We start from the raw sequence: 25,374 nt of genomic DNA, 5'->3' as shown, positions 1-25,374 counted from the left end.
AGGATACGGAGCATAGGTTCCTTTTGTGTTAAACTGCGTAGAGGTGGCGGGCAGGCTTTCTTGTTGGTTAACAAGGCGAAAACAATTAAAGCTCCGTGGCCAAAACCGCTTTTGCCTTGCTGCGATCTGACGGCGATCTGGAGCCACATTTCACGCTCTGGCTGGGTGCCAGAAGAGGGGGGCTCTCGCACAGTGTGTTAATCAACCGATCGCTTTGCCTTGACCCACAGGGTGAGGCCTGCGAGACCGAAAATCAAACAGATGCCTGCAATGATATCGGCAAGTCGCACCCTTGCATCCATCTCTTCGATGCGTTCGAGCAAAGGGGTGATCTCCCGTGCGACCGCTGTGCGGATCTGCGCTTCCGTGAGGCCGTTCCCGGTGCCCGACGCAGCCGCTTCTTGTGGTGCTGGATGAGGGAAGGATTGTGGCACATGGGAGGGTATTCCCTCGGCTCCAAACCGTTCCGCCTTCAAGGCGCGAGAGGAAACATGGCCGTCACCGCTATTGATCGTGACCGTCAAGGGAGCCGTGACGGTGTGAGGCACAGGGAAGCGGAAAGCGCCCTGATCATCGGTCATGCCCTCGGCAACAATCTTGCCCTCCATTCTGGCCGACCAGCGCACATTTTGAGGGCGACCTCCGCCAACAAAAAAGCCATAGCCGCGCACCACGTCGCCCTCGACAGTCGCGAACAGTTTAAGGCTATGGGCAATGGCGGGAGCGGACGCGCCAAGGCACATCAACAGCAGGCAGATCAGGCGGACAAGTGGCAGGATTGAAGGGCGGAACATCAAAAGGGTCATCCCGGTTTGATCGGTTGGTCGGAGGCTGGATCACCTCTATGACTGCGCGCTTTTACAATGGTGAAGGCGGACAGACAAGAAGCACCAATGGCGCATAGCCGCCCCCGGCCGAAGCCGGAAGCCGCTGGCTGGTTTATCGGAAAGCCCGGATCATTGTGCGGATTTGGCATTCACCCAGATCAGGGCGCCAAGCTCGACCGGTACGCTCTTGCCGTCTGGAGACGTCATCGGCTTGTCGCCATCGATCAGCGCGGCAAAGCCCCACCAGCCGGCAAACGGCATGGCATAGGAGAAGGTGCCATTGGCATCGGCCTTGATTACCTGCGTGATATAGGCATCATTCGGTGCCTTGATGCCCTGATCATTGATCACTTCCACCTCGATTTCGGCAAAGGGTACCGGTTCACCGCCCTTGGTAACAATGCCGGTGAACAGATTGCCGGTCCAAAGGCCGGTCGGATTGCTCAGGGGCACGATCTCGACAGGGAAGCCAACGCTCGCATCCCAGCCATCACCCGAGGCATAGCTGTCGACGACGACCTTCGAGTAATGGATGATATATTTGCCTTCCGCGGGCTCCCAATAAGGGGCAGGCTCGATATAAAAGATCGACGCGCCGGGCTCTGCCAACTCGTGGGTAAAGCTGTAAGTCATTGCCTTGCCGATTGGTTTTTCCACAAGCTTGCCGCTCAGATCGCGCTTCTCCCCGTCTTTCAAAACGCCCACCGCAGTCGGCTTGGCCATGGTCATCACCGGGCCGCCTTCGAAGGGATGGGTGAAGACGAGGCTCACATCCACTGTACCGCCATCGGCCAAAATGTCTGCCGATGGAATGATTTCCTGAAAATGAGCGGATGCCGGGAAAGCAACAGGAGCAAGCAGCAAAGCCAACGTGAGGGCGCGGGCAGAAGAGGTCATGCAGAGAGGATCCTTTGTGGGAGGAGGAAGAATGGTATGAATTATCGCCAGATAAATCATACGGACCCATTCTGCACAATACGTAGTTTTTTTTGCTTCTTCTGATCCAGGCTCTTTACTGGTAAGCTCACCACCGGCTGAAAAGCCAAGAAAACAGCGAAAGGACCGGGGAAGAGATGAAGCGCATCACGATTACGCTTTCCGATGAAATTGCCGCAGACCTAGACCAATATATGGGGGATAGCGGTGCAAAAAATCGGTCAGAAGCCATTCGCGATCTGGTTCGTCGGGCGATGCTTGACCGCCATGACGGCCCGGATGACGCGGATTGCTTGGGAATTGTTTCCTATACTGTCGATCAGACAAAGCGCAATCTGGGTGCCCGGCTGGCCAAGCGGCGGCTTGATGCCCATGACCGTCACTTGACCTCTCTGTCTGTGCCGCTGGATCATTCCACCGCGCTGGAAATCGAGGTCACGCAAGGCAAGCTCGGTGACATTGCCTCTGCCGCCGAAACGCTGTTTCTGGAGCGCGGAGTGGCCCACGGAGCTCTGTCGCTGGTGCCAATCAGTGCCAACGGCAAGCATCACGTCCATGAAGATGAAGAGGAAGCGTCCCCCCATCGTCATATTCATGTGCAGCAAGCCTTTCAGAAATCGCAGCAAGGCAAATAGCAACAAGGAATTTAGCGTTAAGCGACAAGCGACAAGCGACAAGCGCTTGACCACTGCACGGACATGGTTTGGGGCACCCTGACCCTGACCCTGACCCTGACCCTGACCCTGATGGGGGCATGGTAACCTTTGCCTGTGCCTTGCGTGGGCGCAGCTGCGTTCCCTCTTGCCCAATGACCGCCCCACATGCAGCTCAAGTTCCAAGGTCAGGATCTCGCCCTGATGCCGTCGGGATATCCGTCCACCCATGGGGTCGGGCAACGGATGCGGCTATGCGCGTTCACACAAGTCTTCCACGTCAAAAATGACATGCTTTCGCCATAAGGCTTGTATAGTAACCATTACGACACTAATTATTAGAGCTGAAATCAACAGCAGGAGACTCTATTTTAATATGTGTGGAATTTGCGGCGAAGTCAGGTTCGATGGCACTCACGTTCCCCTCGAAAAAATCCAGACCATGACAGACCGCCTCGCCTCGCGTGGCCCCGATGCGTCAGGGACCCATGTCGAAGGCCCGTTGGGTATGGGACATCGGCGCCTGAAGATCATTGACTTGTCCGATGCGTCCAGCCAGCCCTTCATTGATGAAGACAATGAGCAGGTCATGGTCTTCAATGGCTGCATCTACAATTATCCCGAACTGCGCGCCGAGCTGCAAAAGGCCGGTCATCGCTTCAAGTCGCATGGGGATACGGAAGTCATTCTCAAGGCCTGGGCTCAATGGGGAGAAGACGCCCTGCCGCGCCTGCAAGGCATGTTCGCCTTCGTCATTCATGAAAAGCGTACTGGCCGGATCATCATGGCCCGCGACCGGTTTGGCATCAAACCGCTCTATCTGAATGAAGGCCCCGGACATATCCGCTTTGCCTCCAGCCTGCAATCGATCCTTGCCGGAGGCGATGTCGATACGTCTATCGACCGCGCAGCCTTGCACAATTACATGACATGGCACGCGGTGGTGCCTGCACCCCGCACGATCCTGAATGGTGTGCGCAAACTGCCTGCAGCGACCCTGCGCATCATTGATGCGAAAGGCAATTCGACCGAAAAAACCTACTGGGAGCCAACTTTTGAGCGCAGCGCCGAAGATGAAGCCCGCTCGGAAGGCGAATGGTGTGACTTGCTGCTCGAAGAATTGCGCAAGTCTGTTCGCCGCCGCATGGTCTGCGATGTGCCCGTTGGCGTGCTGCTGTCCGGTGGCGTGGACAGTTCGCTGATTGTCGGCCTGCTGGCCGAACAGGGGCAGGAGGGCCTGGCGACCTATTCCATCGGCTTTGAAGATGCCAACAATGAGAAAGGCAACGAGTTCGAATATTCCGACCTCATCGCCAATCACTATGGTACCAACCATCACAAGATCCACATTCCGTCTGCCGAGATGATGGAAAATCTGCCTCACGCCATCAAAGCGATGTCTGAGCCGATGGTCTCCTATGACAATATCGGCTTCTATCTGCTCAGCCGTGAAGTCTCCAAAACCATCAAGGTGGTGCAGTCGGGTCAGGGGGCTGACGAGGTCTTTGGCGGTTATCATTGGTACAAGCCGCTGCAGAGCGCTCCGAACCCGATTGAAAGCTACGCACTGGCCTTTTTTGATCGCGACCAGAAGCGCATGGCCCGCCATCTCAATCCCGATTATCTCGCCGACCGCAATGAAAGCCTTGCCTTTCTTGCAGAGCATTTCTGCCGTCCGGGTGCATCGGATCCGGTCGACAAGGCCCTGCGCCTCGACACCAACGTCATGCTGGTCGATGATCCGGTCAAACGGGTCGACAATATGACCATGGCCTGGGGCCTTGAGGCCCGCGTGCCGTTCCTCGATCATGAGGTGGTGGAACTGGCCGGGCGGATTCCCAGCAGGCACAAACTGGCCCATGGCGGCAAGGGTGTGTTGAAGGAGGCGTCCAGACAGGTGATCCCGTCGGCGGTCATTGATCGACCCAAGGGCTATTTCCCGGTGCCGGCGCTGAAATATATCGAAGGCCCTTATCTTGAAATGGTCAAGGATGCCCTTGGCTCGCAAGCTGCCAAGGATCGCGGTCTGTTCCAGCAATCCTATCTGGATCGGCTGTTTGATGCGCCTTCGGATCACATTACGCCCCTGCGCGGCTCCGAGCTGTGGCAGGTTGCTTTGCTGGAATTGTGGCTGCAAGCGCAGGAGGTCTGATGCAATGAGCACCGACCGGGAAAAACAGAAGCAAATGCCTCAACAGCGTCACGTGGCCCAACACCGGCTGCAGCGCATCAGGCAGGAAGGCATGAGCTCGCTCCATGCCTCCCACGAAATCAGACGCACCAACGTGGCGTTGGATTGCGGCTGGGGTCGCCTGATTTTCGGCAACACCTTTGAAAATGCCGAGGAGCTGATCGAGGTGATGCGAGAAGAGAAGTCTGAGCAGAGAGACATCGCCTTCTATGTCCGCGATCCGCATGTTGTTTTGGCCCAAGCCCCACAGGAGTTTTTCCTTGACCCGTCCCATACCTATCGCCTGGATCTGGCCAATTATCGCCCAGCCCGCGATCGGCGGCAGACCTTCCATATTCGTCGGATATCCACCCAAGCCGACGCCGATGCCACAAACGTCATCCTCGCAGAAAGGGGAATGATCACCATCCCGCCGGAATTTTTCTGGTCACACAGGGATGCCGGCACGGTTACCATGCTGGTGGCTGAAGATGCCCAGACCGGCGACATTCTGGGATCGGTGATGGGAATTGATCACGAAAAGGCCTTTGACGATCCGGACAAGGGCTCGTCCCTCTGGTGCCTTGCGGTCTCTCCCACCGCGCCCCATGCGGGCCTGGGGGAATCCCTGCTGCGCCGTCTGGCCGAACAATTCAAGGCCCGCGGCTCTTCCTATATGGATCTGTCGGTGCTGCATGACAACGAACAGGCCATTGCCCTTTACGAGAAGCTCGGTTTTCGCAGGGTCAATGTCTTTGCCATCAAACGCAAGAACCAGATCAACGAAAAGCTGTTTGTCGGCGATCAGCAGAAGACGGGCCTCAATCCCTATGCCCAGATCATCGTTGATGAGGCGCTCAGACGCGGCATTCATGTCGAGATTCTCGATGCGGCCTATGGCCTTTTCCGTCTGACCTATGGCGGCCGTTCGGTGCGGTGCCGCGAGTCACTGACCGACTTGACCAGCGCTGTCACCTTGTCCATTTGCGACGACAAGCGGATGACCCGCAAGCTGGTTGAACAAGCCGGTGTTGCGGTTCCCGCGCAACTGGATCTTGCCGAAGGGGCCGATATTTCGAGCTTTTTGCGCAATCACGATTCCGTGGTCGTCAAGCCCTCGCGCGGTGAGCAGGGGCAGGGCATTGCAGTCGGTGTCAGCAATTATGACGCGGTTTTGGCCGCCATCGAGCGTGCCCGCAAAGTCTGCCCCGATGTGCTGCTGGAAGATTGCTATGAGGGCCATGACCTACGTCTTGTTGTCATCGATGACAGGGTGGTTGCCGCCGCCCTGCGCCTGCCAGCCAAGGTCATTGGTGATGGCAAAAAGACCGTCCGCCAATTGATCGAAAGCCAGAGTCGCAGGCGCGCTGCGGCGACCGGGGGCGAAAGCACCATCCCGATCGATGCCGAAACCGAACGATGCGTCATCGAAGCGGGTCTGGGGATGGATGACTGTCCTGAACGGGGCCGGGAAATCACCGTCCGCAAGACCGCCAATCTCCATACGGGCGGCACCATTGTCGATGTCACAGAAGAAGTGCATCCGCGATTGATTGATGCCGCAGTCAAGGCTGCCAAGGCGATTGACATCCCTGTCACCGGGATCGATTTTATGGTAAAGGATCATCGTCAACCGGACTATGTCTTCATCGAAGCCAATGAGCGGCCGGGCCTTGCCAATCACGAGCCCCAGCCGACTGCGGAACGCTTTGTCGATCTCCTCTTTCCGCGCTCGATGCCCGCCGCAGTCCGGCAGCAGCAACAGAACCGAGACGCAACCGAATAAGGCCTGAAAGTTATGACATTGCTGGCAATTGATACCGGCTATCTGCAATCCATCCTGTCACAGTTATTGGAAATCCCGAGCCCGACCGGCTATACCGACACCATCGTCCGCTTTGTAACCAAGGAGCTGGAGGCACTGGGCCTTGAGGCCGAACTGACCCGGCGCGGTGCCATCTGCGCCATCCGACAGGGATCGCGCCGCAAGGGTGCCCGCGCGATTGTCACCCATCTTGATACGCTGGGTGCGCAGGTCAAGATGCTTCAGGACAATGGCCGTCTGGCACTGGTGCCGGTTGGTCACTGGTCAGCCCGGTTTGCCGAAGGCGCTCGTGCCACAATCTTTTCCGAAGACGGAGCCTATCGCGGTACCATCCTGCCGTTGAAGGCGTCCGGTCACACCTTCAATGAGGAAATCGATCAGGCTCCGATCGGCTGGGACCATGTGGAATTACGTATCGATGCGCTGGCCCGCAACCGGGATGATCTGGAAAAGCTGACCATCGATGTCGGCGACATTGTTTCCATCGATCCGCAGGCAGAATTCATCGACAACGGGTTCATTGTTTCCCGCCATCTTGACAACAAGGCTGGTGTCGCTGTGGCCTTGACGGCCCTCAAGGCCATGCAGGATGCCGAATTGCGAACCCCGGTCGACATCCATTTTCTGTTCACCATTGCCGAGGAGGTCGGCGTCGGCGCGTCTTCCGTGCTCACGCCGGAGGTCGCGTCGATGATCTCTGTCGACAACGGCACCTCGGCTCCGGGGCAGAATTCCGACGAGTTTGGCGTCACCATCGGCATGGCCGACCAGACCGGACCGTTCGACTATCATCTGACCAAGAAGCTGGTTGACCTTTGCAAGGAAAATGACATCCGGTTCCAGAAGGACATCTTCCGTTATTACCGCTCGGATTCCGCCAGTGCCGTGGAGGCCGGGGCCGATGTCCGCACCGCTTTGATCACTTTTGGTGTTGATGCCTCCCACGGATACGAGCGGATCCATATGCATGCCTTAAGGTCGCTGTCAGAACTGATCACCGCCTATGTCGGCAGTCCGGTGGAGATCAAGCGGGATTTCGAGCAATATGCCGAAGGCATCACCGGCTTCACCAAACAGAAGACCGACGACGCCGAGCAGGATCTGACCCGTGATGTAGACAATGAGGAACTCGGACCCCAAGCCTGAACGAGGCGCCCTCCAAAGCAAGACGACTGAGGCGGGGCGTGAAGGCTGAAGCGGGAAGGCGTGCGCAGGGAGTGAGTGGGGAGGCTTGCTCTGCTGTGCGCGTTCGTTCGCTTTGTCTCTAGACCACGTTGCGGTCGCGATAGGTCTGGAGAAAATCGCGCACCCTTTGGTCTTCCGGTTCTTGCGCAAAGATTTCTTTTGGTGGCACACAGGTCACCAAACGGCCTGCATCAAGAAAGGCCACCCTGTCGGCCACATGGGCGGCAAAGCCCATTTCGTGGGTCACCACCACCATGGTCATGCCTTCCGATGCCATTTCCTTCATCACGCTCAAGACTTCGCCGACCAGTTCCGGGTCGAGCGCCGAGGTCGGTTCATCAAACAGCATCACCCTTGGTTCCATCGCAATGGCCCGGGCAATGGCCACGCGCTGCTGCTGCCCGCCGGAGAGATTGGCCGGATAGCTCTCTGCCTTGTCGGACAAATGCACCTTGGTCAGGGCTTCATGGGCTTTGGTGCGGGCCTTGGCTCGGCTGAGGCCTTTGACGCTGACGAGCGCCTCGGCCACATTGTCGAGCGCTGACATATGCGGCCAAAGATGAAAATGCTGGAACACCATGCCGATCTGCTGGCGCTGGCTGCGCAACGCCTCGCCCGTCAGGGCCTTGCGCGGGGATGCGCCTCCCTCTTTCCAGCCAATAAGATCGCCATCCAGCCGCACTTCGCCTTGGTCATATTCCTCAAGAAAATTGAGGCAGCGCAGCAAGGTCGACTTGCCCGACCCGGACGGACCGATCAGGCACAGGACCTCGGAGCGATGCACATCAAGCGAAATCTCGCTCAGTGCGGCGAAATCATCGAAATGTTTCGACAGCTGACGCACCGCGATGATCACATCGTCGGACGGGGAGGAATAGGGCATGGATGTCTCGGTCAAATCTCTCTCCAATCAGGCGCGGCGCAGGTGACGGGTCACGCGCGCTTCCACCCTTTTGCCCAGCCAGTTGGCGCCAAGCACCATCAGCCAGTAGAACAGCGACAGCGCAAGGAAGGGCTCGACGAAGGAAAAGGTTTCCGCTGCCATGGTTTGGGTCTCATAGAGCAGCTCAGGCACGGTCACCACGGACAGGATGGCGGTTTCCTTGGTCAGGATAATGAAGAAATTGGTCAGCGGTGCGGTAATCGGCACCAGCATTTGCGGCAGGATGATCCGCCAGAGGATGCGCTTCTCCGACAGGCCGACACAGCGCGCCGCCTCGATCTGGCCTTGCGGCACCGCATTGAAGCCGGAGCGGAAAATCTCGGCAAAATAGGGGCTGCCATAAAGAATGAAGCTCAGGATCCCCGCTTCCACCGGCTCCAGCACCAGCCCGATATAAGGCCCGCCATAATAGAGGATGAACAGCTGGATCATGAAGGGGGTGCCGCGGATCACCTCGACATAGGCATAGATCAACCAGCCCAGAGGCCGCGGCCCCCAACGATTGAGGCAGGCGAGCGAAAAGCCAAACACCACCCCGCCGAGCGAGCCCACCAGCCAGCACAGGATGGTCACCCCGAAGCCGGACAACAAGGCCGGGCCATAGCGGACAAAAAGATCAAGCTCCATATCCGCTCCTATCCGACCTGCAATTTGCGCTCAATCAGACGACCACCGATTGACAGGATCCAATTGATGACAAAATAAATGACCGCTGCCGCCAGATAGATTTCCAGCGGGCGATAGGTCTCGCCAGCGATATTCTGCGAAATACGGGTCAATTCACCAATGCCGACCACGCTGGCCAGCGACGATACCTTGACCAACAGGATCAGTTCATTGACCAGACTGGGCATGCTGATGCGGATGGCTTGCGGCACCAGAATACGTTTCCAAAGGGACAGGCTCGACATGCCAAGGGCATGGGCCGCTTCGCTTTGCCCCGCCGGGATCGCCATCAGCGCACCACGCAAAATCTCTGCCGTATAGGCTGCCGAACACATGCCAACCGCCAAAATGGCCGCCTGCACGGCGGGCAGATCGATGCCGATATAGGGCAGCATATAATAGAACATCAGCAGCTGGACGAGCAAAGGCACGCCGCGAAAGAAGCTGATATAGAGGGCGGCAACATTTGACAGAAGGTGCCCTTTAGACATTCGGCCGGCGCACAGGAAAATGCCCCAGACCAGAGAAATGGCCATGCCGGACAGCGAGATCAGCAGAGTCCATCTGGCAGCTGCCAGCAGATAGGGAAAATTGTGCAATATCGTGTCGAACGAAAAGCTCAATTGTTCGGACTCCGCATCGTTGCTCGCAAAAAGGCAAAAGGAAAGATGCATCCGACACAGATTTGCCGGATGCATGCGCGTGCTTATTTAACGACCGGCATCTCGGTTGGCAACTCCGGATTGGCTCCGAGCCACTTTTCGTTGATTGCCTTGAGGCGGCCATCCTTGTGCATTTTCAACAGAGCCTCATTGATGGCGGCAACCAGCGTCGCGCTGTCTTCGCCATGACGGGCCACCCAGCCAAAATAGGCTGGCTCACCAAAGGGCGGCAACACCAGTTCAAACAGACCCGGACGCTGGGTTGCGGCATAGCCCATCAGGCCAACAGCATTGGCAACGCCCTGAATGCGGCCAGCCGCCAGATCGGCCAGCGCTTCATCGATATTGACATAGCCGCGCACATCAGCCGCAGGAGAAACGCTGCCAGCCAGCTTTTCCAACTCAGCCAGCTCGGCGGAGCCTTTCTGCGAGCCGACTTTCTTGCCTGCAATGTCAGTCGCCTTCATGATGCTGTCGTCGCCAGCTTTCTTGGCCAGAGCCACGGTGGCGTTGCCCATTGGCAGGGTGAAGGCATAGCGCTTCATCCGTTCAGCGGTCATGGTGACGGGGGCATGGACAAAGTCGAATTTGCCTGCTTCCAGTCCCGGCAGGATCGACTGCCATGGCAAATCGAGATATTCCACTTCGACGCCCAGTTCCTTGGCCACTTCATCAAACATGTCGCGGCAAATGCCCTGATATTCGCCATCCTTGAGCATGTCATAAGGGGCATAGTGCATTTCAGTGGCAGCAGTGATTTTGCCTTTTGCCTTGATGTCGGCCAACAGGTCGGCCTGAGCGACAGAGGCAAAGCCAAAGCTGACGGCAGCAGCGGCAACAATGCCAAGAAACTTCATTTTCATTTTATGGTGTCTCCCGATTGGATCATGAGAAGTTGATGGCAATAAATTTCGTTTGCTGTCGGAATTCTTTGATCAAAATACCGCCAGAAGGGCGAAAATGGTCTTTTGCACAAGTGATTGCCTGCCTTATACGCAGGAAGACGTAGCGATTGCACCAAACGTGGAGGAAGGATTGGGGTCATGCATCCCCGAATTATGTGTAGCGATATATCCAAGGCTGAATTGGGCAAGTTGAGCAGACAAACAAAGATACAATCCGAGACACTTTGATACGGGCAAAAGCGGCTCTGTTCCCATAGTATGAAGGCAATGATATCATGGTTTCGAATATAACTAATTATGGGGATTGATCATGCAAAACTGGACCAAACCGCTCTTTGGCGTCCTGCTTCTGACCGCCAGCAGCCTGCCTGCCATGGCAGGTTTTGATGAGGATGTCGACAAGGCCTATGCTCCTTATCGGGTCGCGCTATTCAAAAGCAATCAGAACGCTGCCGAAGCCACGAAGATGGCCATTGGCAAGTTCCTGAAAATCTGGGATGGCACCATCCTGACCAGTTACACCACGGCCCCCGCCCGCTATGAAGGGGAGGCCAACTGGTCAAAGACCCTCACCGATATCAAAGCGATTGCGGTGAAGGCAGACGCCGCCACCAAAGAGGGCAAGGTGGCCGAAGCCCACGAAATTCTCGAAGCGATCCGCGATGAGCTGGACGGCTTGCGGGACCGCAACGGCATTCGTGTTTTCTCAAGCTACATCACCTATCACAGCGAGATGGAACATCTCCTCAATGTGAAGGTTTCCAAGGAGAGCTGGAGCCCAAAACTGGCGGGAGACATCCACGAGCAACTGGGTGTGCTGGCCTATCTCGCCAAGGACATCACCGCGCATATTCCTGTGGCCTATCAGGATCAGGACGCATTCAAGGCGCTGCTGAATGGCCTGCATCAATCGATCAATGGCTTGCGTGCTGCGCTTGACGACGATGACCCGATGGCGGTCGCCAAGGCCATCAAGGGCTTGAAGCCCGCCTATGCCAAATTGTTCCTCAAATTCGGCTGATCTTTCGTGTTTATGCCGTGCCAGGATTTGTTGCGAAAGGCAGCTCGACCAGAGTGAATGTCGAACAAAAAGGGGGCTCTGTGCCCCCTTTTCTTGCCTTTGCATCAGGCAAAGATCACGCTGGTCAGCACCACCGTTACGATGCCGCCCAGCACTGGCAAGGCCGTCCGGCGGACAATCTCGATCGGGCTGCATTGGCCCGCGTCGCTCACCGCGATGATGACGCCTGCAACCGGTGACATTGAGCGGGCGAGACCGGCGGTCAACTGCATCGGCAGCAGCATGGCAACCGAGGTGGCTCCGAAGCTCGACGCGATATTCGGCGCCAGATGGCCAAAGGAAAAGAAGGCCGCATTGCCCGATCCGGTAATCACCGCGATCACCGTCACCATGGCACACATGACCAACGTCATGGCGGTGATGCCAAAGCCTGCGCCTTGGGCACTTTGGATCAGGAAATCGACCAGACCGATGGTTCTGAGGCCAGCGGCAAAGATCTCGGCACAGACCACCAGCGACACGATGCGGGCAAACATCTGCCCCATACCGTCAAAGAAGGCCATGAAGCCCTTGCTGACAGCCTTGCCATCGCGATGGCGGATGATCTCACAAACAAGGGCGATCAAAGCGCCGATCAGCATCGCCGTGACCACATTGAGCTTGACCGAGCTGATGACCAGCTTGGAGAAGATCAGGATCAGGGTGAGCGGGATCATTGGCAAAAGCGCATAAAAGGCAGGCGCTGCTGGCTTGTCCGTTGCGCCCTCTGCCTGCAAGCGTGGACCATCTGCGGCAACCACATGCCCGGCTTTGCCATCAAAATAGCGTCCGCTGACATAAGTCAGAATGGTGATGACAGCGATGGCAGCGAGACCGACTGGCAACTGATGCTGGGCGAAATAGACCGCCACATCCAGCTCGGCGGTTTTGGCCGCAAGGTTGGACGCCCCGGACGCTGGCCCCAGATCGAGCACGGCGGTCGTGCCGATCATCGCGGCCGCGGCTGCTCTACTCACGCCAAGGCGCACCAAGGTGGGGAAGAAGGTGACCAGCAACAGCATGGCAAGGCCCGCTGCACTGGGAATGAAGATGTTGAGAAACTGACCCACCGCATAGCCCAACGCCAAAACCATATAGGGCGCATTGAGCAAGCCCAAAGGGCGAATGGCCACATTGACCATCGCATCGGTCGCCCCGATATGATCCATATATTTGGCAAAGCCACCCGCCGCCATGATGATCATGCCAAGGCCTGCGGCCCGATAAGCCAGAGACCCCCGGACATAGTCGAAAATATCAAACAGCGACAGCCCGGTCGACTTTGCCTTCTTGAACAGGATGGATGTGTCCGGGGCCACAAACAGGGTCAGAGTGAGCAGCAACAGACCCGCCAGCAGCAGGACCGTGTGGGCCTGATATTTCTTGATGATGAGCCAGGCCACGCCGATGGTGACCACGAGGCCGATGAGGAAACCTAACATATAATCCTCCCAGAATAATTCAGGTTCGTTGATTGCCAGAAATCAATTGGGCGTCAGCGGGACGGAAGCGATGTCTCCAGAATCGGAGCAAGAACGGCCTCATAGCCTTCCGCATCTTCCAGATAAGGGGCGTGGCCCACATTGGGCAACGTGATATGGGTGGCCTGTGGGGTCAGGGATTTGAGCTCAGCCGACAGATCTGGCCGCACCACCGGGTCCGCACCGCCAAACAAAATCCATGTCGGAAGGCGGATCTGTTTGTAGAAAGGGCGTAAATCGGCAAATTGTAGCATCCGGGTTGCTGAATAGAGCCCATCCGCGCGGGTGCCTGCGGCAACATAGGCGGCGAGTTCCAGTGCGAAGGGATCAACCGGATGGGCGACCATATGGGTCGCGCGGCTGCGTCCATAGGCCTCGGCCCCCTGTTGTTTGAGAATGTGGATCCGCTCGACCAGCTTCTCGCTTGGAGGCGTGTCGGCTGGTTCACCATAGCCGGCATGACTGCAGGAAATGACCAGCCGGTCGAGCAAAGGCACCGGATCCGCCGCAATCCGGGCTGCCAAGGTGCCGCCCATCGAATGGCCGACAAGAGTCAGAGACGGCAGCGCCAGCGCATTGATGAAGCCGCGCAATTGCTCTGCAAACATCTCAAGATCCGGTTCCATGTCTGCCGACTGGCCATAGCCCGGCGCATCCCACGCAATCACGCGCGCCTTGGCGCTGAGGCCATGCATCTGAAGCACCCAGCTATCCGCACTGCCAAGCAGGCCATGGAGAAACAAGATGGGCTGGCCTGTCCCCTTGTCGCGGTAGGAGATCGGCAGGCCGTTTACATCGATGCTGCGCCGCTCTGGCAGCTGTTGCATCAGGTCCGTGACAGAAGGGGACCATGAAAGGGTCGCGTCTGGCGACATGATGAGCCTCTTGTGCATTGAATATTGAACTGCCCATCAGTATAGGTGTGATCCTATCATATGGATAATGCATAGGTTAAATGATATTATGCAAATATCTGATCAACTAGAGGGGCGGCGGTCGTGAATATCAAAGCACTTCAGGCATTCAACGCGGTGGTTCAGGAAGGCACGGTCAGCAGTGCCGCCAAGCTGCTCAATCTCAGCCAGCCAGCGGTCAGCCGTCTGATCGCGGTGCTGGAGGCGGAATTGCGGCTGACCTTGTTCAAGCGGGAAAGGCAGCGCCTGCATCTGACCGATGAGGGCGTGGCCTTTGACCGCGAAGCGCGGCGCATTCTGGCCGGGTTGCAGGAAATTCCGCGTATTGCCGATGAAATCCGTGCGCACCGGCTCAAGCATCTGCGTGTGGTCACCATGCCACGGGCGGCCTTGTCTGTGATGGCTCCGGCCATGGCCCGCTTCACCAAGAAACACCCGAGCGTCAAGGTATCCCTCGATATTCGCTCCCACCGGGATATCGAAAGCTGGATTAATGGCAGGGAATATGATTTGGGCTTTGGCAATGTGCCGATTGCCCATCGCGCGGCAACCAGCACGCCGCTGGCCCGCGCCGCACTCGAAGTGTTGATGCCAACCGATCACCCCTTTTGCAAAAAAGAGGTGATCACGCCGGAAGACCTGAGATGCGAGACGCTGATCCAGCAATTTCCCGGTATGCTGCTGCGCAAGCAGACCGACGCTTTGTTTGAAGCCCATGAGGTGAAAATAGAACAGGAAATTCTGACCGGCTCATCGCAAATGGCCCAGCATCTGGTGGCCAATGGGGCGGGGCTGACCATCATCGATCGCCTCAGCATGCTGGCCATGGATGACCGCCGGGTGACGACCCGTCCGCTGAACCCGACGCGCTGGGTGGCCTTTGGGGTGATCCGTCACCGCAGCGATGACCCCGACCCGATGGTCGAGGCCCTGACGTCTCTGCTGCGAGACGAAATCGAGACACGTGCCGCCGAAGGCTCGATCATTCCCGTCGGACCGGGGGGCGAGCGCTTGGTCGATTGAAGCCCATCACCATGCGAGGTGATGGGACCCCGCCTGATCGGTGCGCTCAAAGCCATGGGCACCGAAATAGTCCCGCTGCCCCTGAATGAGATTGGCCGACAGACGCGTCTGGCGCAGACTGTCGACATAGCCCTTGGAGGCGGTCATCACCGGCAACGGAAGGTCCGCAGCCAGACCGGCAAGGATCATCTGCTTGAGGCTTGGCAGCTTGTCTTCGAGCTGCGCTTTGAACCATGGCAGTGCCAGAAGATGAACAAAGTCGTCCGTCCCTTCAATGGCACCTGCAATATGATCGAGCAATGGGGATGCCAGAATGCAGCCCGCACGCCAGCCGCGTGCAATGGCCGGCAGATCAAGTCCGAACTGATGGTCCTCAGAGGCCGTCTTCATCATTTCCAGCCCTTGGGCAAAGCCGATGATTCGCCCAACCAGCAAACTGTCCCGCATTCGGGTCAGTATCTCTGCATCAAGTGGAAGCGGATCAAGGGGGGGGCTTTCGAAACTGGCAGACAAAGCCGACCGCGCCGTCGTCATGGAGGAAAGGATCCGGGCATCCAGTGCCGCCGTAATGGAAGGCACTCCGGCACCCAAATCCAGCGCTGTCTGGGTCGTCCATTTACCGGTGCCTTTCTGACCCGCCCGATCAAGGATGATATCGACCGCCGCAAGGCCCGTTTCCGGATCGTCCTTTTGCAACACAGCTGCGCTGACGCCCAGCAGGTATGAGCGATCCTCGCCCTGGTTCCAGCCTTCGAAAATCTCACCGATGGTTCTGGCTGGCTGGCCATAAACCCGGGTGAGCAGGTAATAGATCTCGGCAAGCAGCTGCATTTCGGCATATTCGATGCCGTTATGGACCATTTTGACAAAGTGACCAGCGCCCTTTGCGCCGATATAACTAACGCATGGCTCCCCGTCTTCTGCCGCCTTGGCTGCCACTTTCTTGAGGATTGGCTCCATCTTGTCAAAGGCCGCCCGGTCGCCACCGGGCATCAGGGCCGGGCCATTGCGCGCCCCGGCTTCGCCGCCGGAAACGCCCATGCCGAAAAAGTGGATCTTGTCCGCTACAAGTCCCTGATGTCGTCGCTCGGTCTCAAGGAAATGCGAGTTGCCACCGTCGATGATGCAGTCGCCAGCAGACAGGAGTGGTCTGAGATCGGCAATGGCCCGGTCAACCGGTGTACCGGCTGGCACCATCAACAAGATCTGTCGCGGCACCGAAAGGGTCGCTACCAGATCGGACAAGGTGGCGGCGGTGGTGATCCCGTCCGTCCGCTCACCCAGCCTTGCCAGAGTGGCTCGACGGTCCGCATCCAGATCAAAACCGGCGACGCGTACCCCATTGCGGGCGAGATTTTCCGCCAGTCCCAGCCCCATGACGCCAAGACCGATAACGGCAAAATCAGCATGTTTCATTTTATTTCCACCAAAGAGCGAGTGTCGGGAAGGCGATCAGCAGGGCAACCGCCAGAATTTGCATGGCGATGAAGGGCAACACCGAACGGAAAATGTCGTTCAGCGTGATGCCTTCCGGTGCAACGGACTTCAGATAGAAGGCCGCAGGACCAAAGGGGGGTGACAGGAAGGAGACCTGCATGTTCATCGCAAAGACCACCCCGAACCAGACCGGGTCGTAGCCCAGCTTCATCACGATCGGTACGAAAATCGGCATGGTCAGAAGGGCCACGCCCACCCAATCGAGAAACATGCCCAGCATGAACAGGATAGCCATCATCAACAGGATGATCGCCAGCGGCGAGCCGTCTCCGAAATTGAGGATCAGCGTTTCGACAAAGTGAATGCCACCCATCAGGTTATAGACACCCACCAGCACGCTGGCACCAATGCCGATCCAGATGATCATGCCGCAGGTATTCAGGGTCTGGATGGCGCTCTCTTTGAGCAACTTCCAAGTCAATTCCCCACGGACCCATGTCGAGAACGCGATGCCGAAGGCACCAATGCCTGAGGCTTCCGTCACCGAGGCGATGCCTGCATAGATGCTGCCCAGCACGGACATCGCAATGACCACTGGCAAAGCCACGCCTTTGAGAGCAGCAAATTTCTCTGCGGTGGACATTTCCAGCTCATCGCCGGTGGCAATCGGAGCCATCGCCGGATTGAGATAACAGCGGGTCAGAACATAGATCACGTAGAAGGAGGCCAACATCAAGGCAGGCAGGAAAGCCGCCGTGAACAGATCGGAAATCGAGACATTGGCAATCAGGCCATAAATGATCAACACGATCGATGGCGGCACCATGGTGCCAAGGGTCCCACCTGCGGCAACCGTCCCGATCGCCAGATTGCGATCATAGCCCAGGCGCAGCATTTGGGGCAGGGCCAGCAGACCCAACAGCACGGTTTCCCCGCCAATGATGCCTGACATGGCCGCCAGAAAGACCGCGACAATCAGGGTCTGGACTGCCACACCGCCGCGCAGGCTACCGCCCACCATCCGCATGGCGTTGAACAAATCCCGTGCAATGCCTGACCGGTCAAGGATCGACGCCATCAGCACGAACATCGGCACGGCGACAAAAACGTAAGAGGTGGTGAAACTGAAGACCCGGCTGGCAGTGATCATCGCCGTTTCCGGTCCCACCCAGAAGATGGTGAAGAAGGCGGCAACCAGACCGGTGACAAAGGCCAGTGGCATGCCGGTGGCCAGCAGAGTGAGCATCATGCCCAGCAACAGGATGCTGCCCCAAGCGATGCCAATGGAACTGAGATCGAAAAGTTCAGGCATCAACTTTCCTCCGGATATGATGAACCAAGTGCAGGGCGGTCTGGACGACCATCAGGGCCAGCACCAGAAAGAGAAAACTCTTGATAATTGCCGGGAAGGGCGGATCCCACGCACTGCCGCTGGTCTCCATGCGGAACGCGCCCCAAGGGGTGTAAAGGGCTTCATAGGCGACCAGCCCTGCTGCATAGGCCAGAATGAGCGCATAGATCAGCAGCAGGGTTGAAATCAGGATGTCGAGATAGCGCCGCACCTTGGCGGACACGGTGTCATAGATCAGTCCGATGCGGATATGCTTGTTGTTGGCCATGCAATGGACACCGCCATAGGCAAACAGCAAGGCACACAGGAGTGTGGTTGTCTCATGCACCCAGAAGGTCGGCGAATTGAACACATACCGCGCGACAATCTCGAATATGATGATCAGGCAGGAGACGAAAAACAGCAAACTGAGCGTATGGCCGACTCGAATGATGGCCCGATCCAGCAGGGTCAGAACCGGCGATTGAACCGGGGCAGGGGATGCTGGGTCCCGCTGATTGTCTGATGATGTTTTTTCTGGTTCCATTTGCCTTCCTCCGCCGCAAATTCACTGGCCGAACCCGCAAGGTCCGGCCAGCAATCTCTCGCTTGCCTGTTAGATCAGGCCGGTTTCCTTGAGATATTTGGAAATCACTTCATAGACTTTTTGAGCGTTTGGAGACTTCTGTGCAAAGATTTTCCATTGCTCCTGCGCGATTTTGCGGAATTTTGCCCGCTCTTCCGCAGACCAGTCATGAATGGTGATATCGCCAGACGCGCGGGCTTCTGCCACTGCTGCCAGATCTTGCATTTTCAGCTTCGAGGTGATCTGACGGGCAAAGTCACGCACGGAAACGCGCAGGATTTCCTGCAGATCTGCTGGCATGGAGTCCCATGTCTTCTTGTTCATCGAGACTTCGATGGTGGGCAGGGAGTGGAAGCCCGGATAGACCGGATGCTTGGCCACTTTATGCATGCCTTGCTGGTGGTTGGTCGAGAAGACGGTATAGTCGGCGGCGTCAATCACACCCTTGTCAAGCGAGGTGTAGACTTCGGAGCCGGGCAGGTTCACCGGAGCGGCACCTGCTGCAGCAAAGACCGACTGGACCAGACCTTCAGGCGCACGCAGTTTCAGGCCCTTGAGATCGTCAACGCCATCAAGCGGCACTTTGGAAACAAAGGCTTCAAGACCGGTCGCAGAGGCACCGATGAACTGAACACCATAAGGAGCCAGCAGCTCTTCATACAGTTCGCGACCGCCACCATGCTCGATGAAGAGCAGCATTTCGTTCGGATCACTCCACGCACCAACCGTGTTGCCAAGAAGGCCAAAGGCAGGGTCTTTGCCGGAGAAATAGCCGGTTGCGGTCACATGACCACTGAGCACACCCGCCTTGATTGCGGTCAGGGTTTCAGTGTGCTTGACGATTGAACCGACCGGCAGCATTTCGATTTCAACACGGCCATTGGTCATGACGCCAACGCGAGAGGCCCATTCCTGCTGGATGACATAGTTCGGGTTGCCCGAATTATCGCTCGACTGGAATTTCAGCTTGTAGCTGTCGGCCGCCGCCACAGGGGCAGCCAGAGTGGCAGCAAAGGCGGCTGCCAGTGCAAGAGTAGAGAATTTCATATCAGTAACCTCCCAGGTTTCTCGATTGAGATAGAATTCAGTGTGATCCGGATCGGATCATGCAATGGACCCGGTCCATGTCTTGACCTGATTTTATGGAGCTCATTCCTCCCGTGTCTGAGCGTCATGTGATAGATGAGGCAGGATTTCCGCAACGGCCTGTTCCACCGACAAAGTCACAGGCACGGTCAGGACCGGTTCATCTTCTGCGGGTTCCTGCAGATCCCTGAACTGGCTATCAAGCAGGCTGGATGGGAAAAAATGCCCCTGCCGTTGCATAAGACGTGGCAGGATCTGATCGCGGGTCCCTGCGATATAGACAAACAGGCCGCCGGATATCCGCTCAAACAGCCGATCCCGATAAGCCCGTTTCAAAGCGGAACAGGCCAGTACCAGCGCCTCGCCTCGGCTTTGATGGTCAAACAGCAAGCTTTCCAGAACCGTCAGCCATGGTTCTCGCATGGCGTCGGTCAAGGGTTTTCCCTCGGCCATGGCGAGTACATTCTCAGCCGGGTGCAAGGCGTCCGCATCCCGAAAGGCGCAGCCCAGTTTATCGGCCAACGCACTTCCCACCGTGGTCTTGCCAGACCCGCTCACTCCCATAACGACGATGATCATGCCTTCTCCGCGCAATGCAGTCGTTCCTCTCCCATCACCAAAATGATAGCGCTATCATTTTGGGATCATAATAACTGAGCTTCCTCGGCTACCGGAAACTATACACCAAGAAAAATGATAGCGCTATCATTTTGACGACAATCTATCATGCCCCTTTTCTCCCTGTGGATGGAAGGCATATTGCCTCAGCCCCGAGCTACTGCTAGATTGGATGAGAAGCCTTGCAGATTCAATTCTCTATCGCTGAAGCGAGCGAAGATGCCGCAGGGCTGGAACCAGATCAAGAGACCATGATGGCTGACGAAAGTTCAAGGCGTTCAACGAGAAGAGCCACATTGCAGGATGTCGCCAAACATGCAGGCGTCAGTCCCATCACTGTATCCCGAGCCATTCGACAACCTGACAAGGTTTCGCAGAAGGCACGTGAGCGGGTGAGGGAGGCCGTGGCGAAACTCGGTTATATCCCGAACCTCTCGGCCAGCCGGTTGGCCTCGGCGAGAAGCTACACTGTTTGCGCAATCATTCCTTCGATCACCAACATCGTTTTCGCCGATGTCATGCGGGCGATTGATGACGTCTTTTCCGCCACCAACTATCAGGTTCTGATTGGCAACACCCGCTATTCCCCGATTGAGGAGGAAAAGCTGGTCTCCAAGTTTCTCGAACACAATCCCGATGGCCTGATCTTGTCGGGGGTTGATCAGACAGACACCTGCCGCAAGACACTAGAGGCCGCTGGCGTCCCCATCGTCCAGATCATGGACTATGATGGTCAGGCCATCGACATGAATGTCGGCTTGTCACATTATCAGGCGGGCTATGACATCACCCGCCATTTGATCGATCGTGGTCGCCGCCATATCGGCTTCATTGGTGCCCAGATGGATCCTCGCACCCAGAAAAGGATGCAGGGCCACTTTCAGGCGCTGAAGGATGCCGGACTGGACAATATCGAGGGGCGCTCCGTCTCTCACGCACCATCCTCGGTCAAGATCGGTGGTGACCTGTTCCATGATCTGCTCTCCAAGCAACCGGACCTTGATGCGGTTTTCTGTATCAATGATGACTTGGCGATGGGGGCGATTTTTGAATGCCAGCGCCGTCAGATTGCGGTACCTGACCAGATCGCCATTGCCGGTTTCAACGATCTTGAACCCTCGCGCTGCATCAATCCACCTTTGACCACCATCCGCACCCCGCGTTATGAAATGGGTCACAAGGCGGCAACCATGCTGGTCGAATGTATGAATGGCGCCAGCCTGTCGGCTGATGAGGCAAAGATCGACATCGGCTATGAGCTGATCGTGCGATCCAGCACCTGATCAATCCGGCTGCATTCAAGCTTTCACATCAACGATATCGCAAAGCTCCGTTCTCTACCGGGGCAAATGCGATGTCGATCTCTCTCTCTTTATTCGGCTGGACGCCTCCATATTGTTCCTGCATAGTCGAAGGCGAAGAGAAGAGGCTCAAACCGGGCTGACCGCAATGTTATGAGGGACCGCGCGTGGCATCTGACGTGTGGATGCCAAGACTTGGTGCCTTCCACAAAGAGACAATCTGTTCCAAGGATAGACATGGCCGATCCGATCTCCGAACTGATTTTTCGCGTTGCCCTGCGTGATCGGTCTGCCTTTGCTGCGCTTTATGAGGCAACCAGTGCGAAACTCTTTGGCATCTGTCTGCGTGTCTTGAAAGACAGGGCTGAGGCGGAAGAGGTGTTGCAGGAAGCCTATGTGAAGGTCTGGAACAACGCCTCGCGCTTTACTGTGACCGGCAACAGTCCGATTTCCTGGCTCGCTGCGATTGCGCGCAACAATGCCATTGACCGGCTCAGGGCACGGCGCCCGGAGACGGTCGAGCTTGATGAGGAACTGGCCGGAGCAGATGACAGCCCCGATCCCGAGCGATTGGTGATCAGTGCCGAAACGGGTGCACGCATCACTGCCTGCCTTGAAGAGCTTGAGACCCGGCGCGCCGATGCGGTGCGGGGGGCCTATCTGGAAGGATACAGCTATCAGGAGTTGGCAGAACAATTCAGTGTGCCCCTGAATACAATGCGGACTTGGCTGCGGCGCAGCCTCATCTCTTTGCGAAAGTGTCTTGAAGCATGACGGTGGACAAGAAAATGGATCGCGATGACCGGCTGCTCGCGGCGGAATATGCCCTTGGCGTATTGCCCCATGCGGAGCGTCAGCGCTTTTCCGCACGTCTGGAGCAGGAGCCGGATCTGCGTGCAGAGGTCGATGTCTGGGAAGGCCATTTCGAACCGCTGACCAACGAGATCGAAGCGACCCCGCCTCCACCGGCCATGTATGGTCTGATCGAGCAACGCCTGTTCGGTGCGTCCTCAATACCAGCCACGCCCAAGGGACTGTGGTCAAGCATCGGTTTTTGGCGAGGTCTGGCCTTTGCCTCACTGGTTGCCATTGTTGTGATGGCCTCCTTGTTATTTGCCACACTGCGTCCCACGGATGCGCCGGAGGGAACCTATGTCGCCAACCTTTCGGGTGAGGCGAATCTGGTCCAGCTGGTTGCGCTCTATGAAGCCAGTTCCGGGCAATTGCGGCTCAACCGGACCAAGGGGGAAGCGGCTGCTGAGCGGGATTTTGAGCTGTGGCTGATCGAAGGGGACAACGCGCCCATTTCCCTTGGTGTGCTGCCAAGAGAAGCGCATGCCTCGCTTCAGGTGCCCGCTGCCTTGCGCGCCAAAATGCCCGGTGGTGTGCTGGCAATCAGTGATGAACCGGCAGGCGGATCCCCAACTGGTCAGGCAACAGGTCCGGTTCTGGCGGTCGGTGCTATTTCTCAGATATAAAAATTTTTTAAAAAAAGCTGAAACTCATGTGACGGGTCTCTCGTGTCTATTGATGTCCGCAAAAAAGCGGTCGTGAAAAAAACAGTTTGGAGAGAGACACAATGACCTTTGCACGTACGACAACCTTTCTTGCTGCCACTGCCATCGCCATGACCTCCGCCGTAAGCCTCGCTTATGCGGACGATCACAAAAATCCGATGGTCGGTGGTGCTGCTATGTATGAAACCAAGAATATCATCGAAAACGCCGTGAACTCCAAGGATCACGAAACCCTTGTCGCTGCGGTGAAAGCAGCTGGTCTGGTCGATACTCTGTCCGGCGAGGGGCCGTTTACCGTTTTTGCGCCAACCGATGACGCCTTTGCCGCTTTGCCTGCAGGCACGGTAGAGACATTGCTGAAGCCGGAAAACAAGGATCAATTGACAAAGATCCTGACCTGTCACGTCGTGGCTGCCGACGCCATGTCTGATGCCATCATGAAGATGGTGGATGACGACAAGGGTGCCCACCCGGTCAAAACCGTGGGTGGCTGCACCTTCACTGCCATGTATGATGGCGGCACGGTCATGCTCAAGGATGGCAAGGGCAACGTCGCCAACGTGACGATCGCGGATGTGGAACAGTCCAATGGCGTCATCCACGTCATCGACAAAGTCCTGCTGCCTGCATCCTAATCTGCATGGATCAACCGACTGGATATCAGAGCATCTCCGGTCGGTGCTCGCCTTGGTGCCATTCCCGGCACCACAGGCCGTGCTCTCGACGCACAGCTCACAGCCATCTTCACAGATCAGTCGCCTTGCACCGGGGTGCCGTCACTGTGGGTCGACAGAGGTTCCCAATCCGGATCCAGACATTCCCTCATTTGTTTTTCGCATCCGTCATCCTCTATCGGATCCAGCAACATGTCAGGCATCGGGAAGGCACCTTTGTCGATGCAATGCTGATATCCGGTGTCGCAGGTGTCAGACCTGCCAAATCTTTCTTCACACACCGACATTTGGGTTTCGCACAGGGCCCGCTTGGCGACTTCTGCGCTCTCGCCGCCAGCGATAGCCCGTTGGACAAATGGGAAAGGCAGCATAAAGGCTGCAATCAGACCCCACAGTAAGGAATTACGGAGAATCATCCACATCATTGCCTCCCGGCTGGTCGTCTGTCTCAACGGTCATCCCAGTGTGCGCTTGTGCTGCAGTCTGGGCAATTGGTACAAATGAAGCGGGACAATTTGCAGCCTTGTTGCAGTCTCACCGCCAGAGCAAAATCGAACCCGATGTGAAGCAACAGTCAACTGAGTGCCAAAGGGAGGCGATTTCATGCTTATACGGTCTGGGTTTATTCTGGTCGCAAGCCTCGCGGTGGTTTCGACCATCTCGTGGTCCGATGCTTATGCATGCAAGGACAAGAATGATTGCTCCGCTGGCGAGATTTGCTGCATGAGCCCCATGGGTGGGCGCGACCATCTCTCAACAGGGGGCAAGGTCGTGCAGGGATATTGTGCCAAAGCAAAGGTTTGCGCGCGGGATGACGGAACATCCGTTGTCTATGGTGATGGCGCTGAGTGCCCTCCGGGTCAGAGCGTGAAGGTCAAAACGACCGCATCCGGCGCCAAAATCAAAGGTTGCTTTTAACCGATAGCTCCCGATTGCTTCAGAGATCAGGGCCAGATATCAGTCAGGTATCAGCCGGGCATCTGGAGAAAACAGCCCTGGACGCCCCATCGCCTCAGGGTCAAGGGTAAAGACCCCTATCAACCGGTTCTGATTTCATCCACCGGTATGCCTGTCAGGCTGGCCAAGTGCGAATGATAGCAATTGCCGGCTGCGCGGATGCGCGTGCGCATTCTTTCGTTGCCCACGCGGCAGTGTCCGCCAAAATAGCCCTCCAGAATCACCTGCCACTGTCGTTTTCAAAAAAATCTTTATGGTCCTGCTCTCAGACGCCATCTCGACGCGTATGGGGTCGCCATGCTAGACCTCATCGAGGTCAGCCGGGGCATGCTCACGGCGAGCCGCCTCGATCCAGACCCCATCCCAGTGCGCTTTGCACAAACCTCCATCGAAAAGACAACCGGCCAAGCGCCGCATTTGTTGCCCGATCTGGGCGGTTCTCTTGCCAATGACTGGTTTGCAAACGTGCTCGGACTGCCTACAGTCTGGAGTCCCCATCTCTATGCTGCCTGCAGCCAGCATGCTCCAAATGAGCCAATTCTTAAGTCCCTGCTCCGCGAAGCCCTTCTGGCGGTGAGGGACTGTTCTGGGATATAGCGCTCAGCAACGACACAATCG

At 56.9% G+C, this 25,374-nt stretch carries 26 protein-coding genes; 12 read left to right on the top strand and 14 right to left on the bottom strand.

The annotated features are described in order from the left end of the window. Positions 1-197: 197 nt before the first annotated feature. Positions 198-794 carry a cobalamin biosynthesis protein CbiL gene (locus FDK21_RS10855; protein ID WP_138148515.1) on the bottom strand — a complete coding sequence of 199 codons (597 nt, stop codon included), beginning with the start codon at positions 792-794 and terminating at the stop codon, positions 198-200. A gap of 162 nt (positions 795-956) precedes the next feature. Next, entirely contained in the window at positions 957-1,724 is a 768-nt protein-coding gene (locus tag FDK21_RS10850) for a DUF4198 domain-containing protein (RefSeq protein WP_138148514.1), read from the bottom strand. A gap of 176 nt (positions 1,725-1,900) precedes the next feature. On the opposite strand from FDK21_RS10850, the gene nikR reads away from it, so the two are divergent. The 4 genes from nikR (at position 1,901) to FDK21_RS10830 (ending at position 7,557) form a co-directional block, all read left to right on the top strand. Then, positions 1,901-2,398 (top strand): nickel-responsive transcriptional regulator NikR, encoded by a 498-nt coding sequence (nikR, locus tag FDK21_RS10845; protein WP_114007736.1) that lies wholly within the window; start codon positions 1,901-1,903, stop codon positions 2,396-2,398. 394 nt (positions 2,399-2,792) lie between these two features. Continuing rightward, positions 2,793-4,568: an N-acetylglutaminylglutamine amidotransferase gene (locus FDK21_RS10840; RefSeq protein WP_138148513.1), complete on the top strand. Its 1,776-nt coding sequence runs from the start codon at positions 2,793-2,795 to the stop codon at positions 4,566-4,568. A gap of 4 nt (positions 4,569-4,572) precedes the next feature. After that, complete coding sequence (ngg, locus tag FDK21_RS10835) at positions 4,573-6,372, top strand: N-acetylglutaminylglutamine synthetase (RefSeq protein WP_138148512.1); 1,800 nt, start codon at positions 4,573-4,575, stop codon at positions 6,370-6,372. 12 nt (positions 6,373-6,384) lie between these two features. After that, complete coding sequence (locus FDK21_RS10830; protein ID WP_114007733.1) at positions 6,385-7,557, top strand: osmoprotectant NAGGN system M42 family peptidase; 1,173 nt, start codon at positions 6,385-6,387, stop codon at positions 7,555-7,557. Positions 7,558-7,675: 118 nt separating this feature from the next. Here FDK21_RS10830 and FDK21_RS10825 read toward each other — a convergent pair whose 3' ends face one another. The 4 genes from FDK21_RS10825 to FDK21_RS10810 all read right to left on the bottom strand — a co-directional run bounded on the left by FDK21_RS10825 (position 7,676) and on the right by FDK21_RS10810 (position 10,730). Continuing rightward, complete coding sequence (locus FDK21_RS10825) at positions 7,676-8,479, bottom strand: amino acid ABC transporter ATP-binding protein (RefSeq protein WP_114007732.1); 804 nt, start codon at positions 8,477-8,479, stop codon at positions 7,676-7,678. Positions 8,480-8,506: 27 nt separating this feature from the next. Then, positions 8,507-9,166 carry an amino acid ABC transporter permease gene (locus FDK21_RS10820; RefSeq protein ID WP_138148511.1) on the bottom strand — a complete coding sequence of 220 codons (660 nt, stop codon included), beginning with the start codon at positions 9,164-9,166 and terminating at the stop codon, positions 8,507-8,509. 8 nt (positions 9,167-9,174) lie between these two features. Continuing rightward, positions 9,175-9,828 carry an amino acid ABC transporter permease gene (locus FDK21_RS10815; RefSeq protein WP_246657550.1) on the bottom strand — a complete coding sequence of 218 codons (654 nt, stop codon included), beginning with the start codon at positions 9,826-9,828 and terminating at the stop codon, positions 9,175-9,177. A gap of 83 nt (positions 9,829-9,911) precedes the next feature. After that, positions 9,912-10,730, bottom strand: coding sequence for a transporter substrate-binding domain-containing protein (locus FDK21_RS10810; protein WP_246657549.1), 819 nt, complete (start codon positions 10,728-10,730; stop codon positions 9,912-9,914). Between the two features lie 352 nt (positions 10,731-11,082). On the opposite strand from FDK21_RS10810, the gene FDK21_RS10805 reads away from it, so the two are divergent. Beyond that, positions 11,083-11,793 (top strand): hypothetical protein, encoded by a 711-nt coding sequence (locus FDK21_RS10805; protein WP_138148509.1) that lies wholly within the window; start codon positions 11,083-11,085, stop codon positions 11,791-11,793. Between the two features lie 104 nt (positions 11,794-11,897). Here FDK21_RS10805 and dcuC read toward each other — a convergent pair whose 3' ends face one another. Together dcuC and FDK21_RS10795 are read right to left on the bottom strand one after the other, a co-directional pair. Next, complete coding sequence (dcuC, locus tag FDK21_RS10800; protein WP_138148508.1) at positions 11,898-13,274, bottom strand: C4-dicarboxylate transporter DcuC; 1,377 nt, start codon at positions 13,272-13,274, stop codon at positions 11,898-11,900. A 53-nt stretch (positions 13,275-13,327) separates the two neighbouring features. Beyond that, positions 13,328-14,188 (bottom strand): alpha/beta hydrolase, encoded by an 861-nt coding sequence (locus FDK21_RS10795; protein WP_171022035.1) that lies wholly within the window; start codon positions 14,186-14,188, stop codon positions 13,328-13,330. A gap of 123 nt (positions 14,189-14,311) precedes the next feature. Here FDK21_RS10795 and FDK21_RS10790 point away from each other — a divergent pair, with 123 nt between their 5' ends. Then, entirely contained in the window at positions 14,312-15,250 is a 939-nt protein-coding gene (locus FDK21_RS10790) for a LysR family transcriptional regulator (protein WP_138148506.1), read from the top strand. Positions 15,251-15,256: 6 nt separating this feature from the next. Here FDK21_RS10790 and gndA read toward each other — a convergent pair whose 3' ends face one another. The 5 genes from gndA to FDK21_RS10765 form a co-directional block, all read right to left on the bottom strand. Further along, on the bottom strand, positions 15,257-16,666 hold the full coding sequence (gene gndA, locus FDK21_RS10785) for an NADP-dependent phosphogluconate dehydrogenase (protein ID WP_138148505.1): 1,410 nt from the start codon (positions 16,664-16,666) through the stop codon (positions 15,257-15,259). A gap of 1 nt (position 16,667) precedes the next feature. Next, complete coding sequence (locus FDK21_RS10780; protein WP_114007723.1) at positions 16,668-17,999, bottom strand: TRAP transporter large permease subunit; 1,332 nt, start codon at positions 17,997-17,999, stop codon at positions 16,668-16,670. Beyond that, positions 17,992-18,564, bottom strand: coding sequence for a TRAP transporter small permease (locus FDK21_RS10775; RefSeq protein ID WP_114007722.1), 573 nt, complete (start codon positions 18,562-18,564; stop codon positions 17,992-17,994). The genes FDK21_RS10780 and FDK21_RS10775 overlap by 8 nt, the downstream gene beginning before the upstream one ends. A 69-nt stretch (positions 18,565-18,633) precedes the next feature. After that, positions 18,634-19,650, bottom strand: coding sequence for a TRAP transporter substrate-binding protein (locus FDK21_RS10770; RefSeq protein ID WP_114007721.1), 1,017 nt, complete (start codon positions 19,648-19,650; stop codon positions 18,634-18,636). Positions 19,651-19,752: 102 nt separating this feature from the next. Further along, positions 19,753-20,268, bottom strand: coding sequence for a gluconokinase (locus FDK21_RS10765; protein WP_114007720.1), 516 nt, complete (start codon positions 20,266-20,268; stop codon positions 19,753-19,755). A 293-nt stretch (positions 20,269-20,561) separates the two neighbouring features. On the opposite strand from FDK21_RS10765, the gene FDK21_RS10760 reads away from it, so the two are divergent. From FDK21_RS10760 to FDK21_RS10745, 4 genes are all read left to right on the top strand, one after another. Then, complete coding sequence (locus FDK21_RS10760; RefSeq protein ID WP_138148628.1) at positions 20,562-21,590, top strand: LacI family DNA-binding transcriptional regulator; 1,029 nt, start codon at positions 20,562-20,564, stop codon at positions 21,588-21,590. A 255-nt stretch (positions 21,591-21,845) separates the two neighbouring features. After that, a complete protein-coding gene (locus tag FDK21_RS10755; protein ID WP_138148504.1) occupies positions 21,846-22,382 on the top strand; it encodes a sigma-70 family RNA polymerase sigma factor in 537 nt (178 codons plus the stop codon). Positions 22,383-22,396: 14 nt separating this feature from the next. Further along, on the top strand, positions 22,397-23,086 hold the full coding sequence (locus tag FDK21_RS10750) for an anti-sigma factor (RefSeq protein ID WP_171022034.1): 690 nt from the start codon (positions 22,397-22,399) through the stop codon (positions 23,084-23,086). A 149-nt stretch (positions 23,087-23,235) separates the two neighbouring features. Further along, positions 23,236-23,760 (top strand): fasciclin domain-containing protein, encoded by a 525-nt coding sequence (locus tag FDK21_RS10745; protein WP_138148627.1) that lies wholly within the window; start codon positions 23,236-23,238, stop codon positions 23,758-23,760. 116 nt (positions 23,761-23,876) lie between these two features. On the opposite strand, the gene FDK21_RS10740 is transcribed toward FDK21_RS10745, so the two are convergent. Then, positions 23,877-24,221: a hypothetical protein gene (locus tag FDK21_RS10740; RefSeq protein ID WP_138148502.1), complete on the bottom strand. Its 345-nt coding sequence runs from the start codon at positions 24,219-24,221 to the stop codon at positions 23,877-23,879. Between the two features lie 181 nt (positions 24,222-24,402). Between FDK21_RS10740 and FDK21_RS10735 the strand changes: the two genes are divergently transcribed. Together FDK21_RS10735 and FDK21_RS10730 are read left to right on the top strand one after the other, a co-directional pair. Continuing rightward, the gene (locus FDK21_RS10735) at positions 24,403-24,717 is read left to right on the top strand and encodes a hypothetical protein (protein ID WP_114007716.1); all 315 of its coding nucleotides are present in this window, start codon (positions 24,403-24,405) and stop codon (positions 24,715-24,717) included. A gap of 336 nt (positions 24,718-25,053) precedes the next feature. Beyond that, a complete protein-coding gene (locus FDK21_RS10730; protein ID WP_138148501.1) occupies positions 25,054-25,353 on the top strand; it encodes a hypothetical protein in 300 nt (99 codons plus the stop codon). Positions 25,354-25,374 lie beyond the last annotated feature (21 nt).

The sequence above is a fragment of the Cohaesibacter sp. CAU 1516 genome, from assembly GCF_005771485.1.
Lineage (GTDB): Bacteria > Pseudomonadota > Alphaproteobacteria > Rhizobiales > Cohaesibacteraceae > Cohaesibacter > Cohaesibacter intestini.
Note: the sequence above shows the minus strand (reverse complement) of the source record. Positions and strands in the feature narration are given on the sequence as shown.